Below are 2,604 nucleotides of genomic sequence, written 5' to 3' on the forward strand. Positions count from 1 at the left end.
TCAAACGCAAGCCTTTCTCACGTTAGATTGTAAGCAGTATTCATCCTGCTAATCAAACGCAAGCCTTTCTCACGTTAGATTGTAAGCAGTATTCATCCTGCTAATCAAACGCAAGCCTTTCTCACGTACGATAGCAAGCAGTATTCATCCTGCTAATCAAACGCAAGCCTTTCTCACGTACGATAGCAAGCAGTATCCATCATGCTAATCGCACGTAAGCCTTTCTCACGTACGATAGCAAGCAGTATTTATCATGCTAGTCAAACGCAATTCTCGCTCACGTTCGATTACAAGCAAGATTCACCATGTTAATGGAACGCAAGCTCTCCCATGTGCGATTGTAACCAATGCTCTCTTCTCTCAGCTCCAATTCTACTAAACCCATCTAGCCAAAAATAAAGGCCTTAGAGAAAAAGTCCTCCAAAGCCTCATTCGTACTAAAAAGAGGTTCTGCTCCTTTTAGCTTTTGTTGTAAAAACATGATATATGGTTACCAATAGGACTCCAACCAATGATAATCCTGCCATGCATAGATATAAAAATTCTCCACTGAACAGTTCAATGATTCGTCCTCCCATTAACGAACCGACGATACCTGATATGCCAAAGAAGATTGCGTAAAACAGCATATGCCCTGTCGACTGGAGGAATTTCGGAATAAGCCGGGTGATATATTCGAAAGCTGCAACATAAAATACTCCAAATGTAATACCATGCATAAATTGAAAAATGACGATCATCAATGGGTCATCAAACCACGCATACATGACCCAACGAATGCTGTATATGATACCAGCAAAGATAATGAAAACAATCGTATGGTATTTCTTAAACCACTTGGATGCAGTCGCGAAAACAATAGCTTCCATTAAAACTCCGATAAACCAGGCAATACCTACGAGGCTTTCGCTTCCACCGAGCTCCATAATATATATACCTAAATAACTGTCATTCGTCCTGTGGGAAATGGTGATGAACAGTATAAATAGAAAGAATAACATCAATGGCTTATTCATAATGATTTGTTTTACATCACCTAATTTAACAGGAGTACGGTCAACAGAAACATCCTTTAATTGAATGATGACGATTAAAGCGATGGTACCAAACAACAAATATGGCCAATGAATATATTGAATTCCAAATTGGTTTAACAATACGCCGATAGAAAGAGAAGCAGCTGCGAAACCTACAGAACCCCACATACGAATGGATCCAAAGCTGATTCGTAATTCATCCGCTCTACGCTGCGCTAAACTGTCGCTTAATCCTCCAATTGGAGTGGAAAAAAAGAAAAATAGTGCCCCAATAATGACAAGGGAAACAATTGTCTTCATTTGGAAAAAGATTATTGCTCCGATCAGGAGTCCGAGAATACAAATGAACAGAATCCATTTTACTGTCTTGAATTTATCACTCAGATATCCCCAAAAAGGCTGTGCAAATATGGAAGCAAGTGGACCTGTCGCAAGAATCCATCCGATTTCTGTACCACTTAAGCCTTGGTATTGTAAATATAATGGTAAAAAGCTGATAAGTATCGTATTCGAAGCATGAAAGCTGAATAAGAGTAATTTTAGAGGTGTGGTTGATTGTTGTATCACTATAGAAGCCACCTTTAGCAGGAATTTTTCTCTAATATACCATATTTTTCTGTTGGCAACCTTATCTAGCGATGGATGGAGGGAGGAAATACGCAAAAAATGGCGAATTGTATTTTAGAAGGAATAGAAATAGAGAGGAAGAGAAGACATGAAACCATTGATTGGTGTTTCTCCAGCATTGGAGATGGACAATAAGAGTTATTATGTAACAAAAAATAATCTGCTCGCTATTGAAAAGGCAGGAGGTATTCCAGTGGTACTGCCTTATTTATCCGACTCCAAAACAATTGCTGAAGTAGTGGAGAAGATTGATGGATTATATTTAACTGGTGGGGATGATATTGATCCAATTTACTTTAATGAAGAGCCCCATCCTAAATTAGGTACATTCCAACCGGAGCGGGATGCTTTTGAAATAGAAATCATCCAGAAAATGTTGGAGAAAGATAAGCCGATTCTTGGTGTTTGTAAAGGTGCACAAATGCTCAATCTTGCTACAGGGGGAGATATGTATCAAGATATCCACTCGCAAATTGAAGGGGAGCTTGTTCAGCATTCCCAAAAAGCAGCAAATTATGTTCCGGTTCATGATGTGGAATTAACAGAAGGCTCTTTAATCCATCGATTGGCTGGTCGAAAAGTAATCCGTGTCAACAGTTTTCATCATCAAGCAAATCGAAAACCTGGTAAAGATCTGATTATTAGCGGTCTTGCAAAAGATGGGGTTGTAGAAGTGGTAGAAAGTGAAGTGCACCAGTTTGCGTTAGGATTGCAATGGCATCCGGAGCATATGAGTGCCCGAAGTGATGATGAAGTATCAAATAAAATCTACAGTGGTTTTGTTGCTGCGTGCAGAAGTGATCATTCATAAAGAAAAAGAGGCTGGGACAAAACCCCAGTAAATAGAAAATAGCTTCGCGCTTTTTGCGCGAAGCTATTTTCTATTTATCATAATTTTAGTAAACAAAAAGGACACCTTTTGATAAAATTAAAGTTACCA

At 38.9% G+C, this 2,604-nt stretch carries 2 protein-coding genes; one reads left to right on the forward strand and one right to left on the reverse strand.

The features are described from left to right. Positions 1 to 437: 437 nt before the first annotated feature. The gene (locus M3210_RS19690) at positions 438 to 1,604 is read right to left on the reverse strand and encodes an MFS transporter (RefSeq protein WP_349774392.1); all 1,167 of its coding nucleotides are present in this window, start codon (positions 1,602 to 1,604) and stop codon (positions 438 to 440) included. Positions 1,605 to 1,752: 148 nt separating this feature from the next. On the opposite strand from M3210_RS19690, the gene M3210_RS19695 reads away from it, so the two are divergent. After that, positions 1,753 to 2,475 (forward strand): gamma-glutamyl-gamma-aminobutyrate hydrolase family protein, encoded by a 723-nt coding sequence (locus M3210_RS19695; protein ID WP_251517962.1) that lies wholly within the window; start codon positions 1,753 to 1,755, stop codon positions 2,473 to 2,475. Positions 2,476 to 2,604: the final 129 nt, after the last annotated feature.

This window comes from Oceanobacillus luteolus (assembly GCF_023715655.1).
Classification (GTDB): Bacteria; Bacillota; Bacilli; order Bacillales; family Amphibacillaceae; genus Oceanobacillus; species Oceanobacillus luteolus.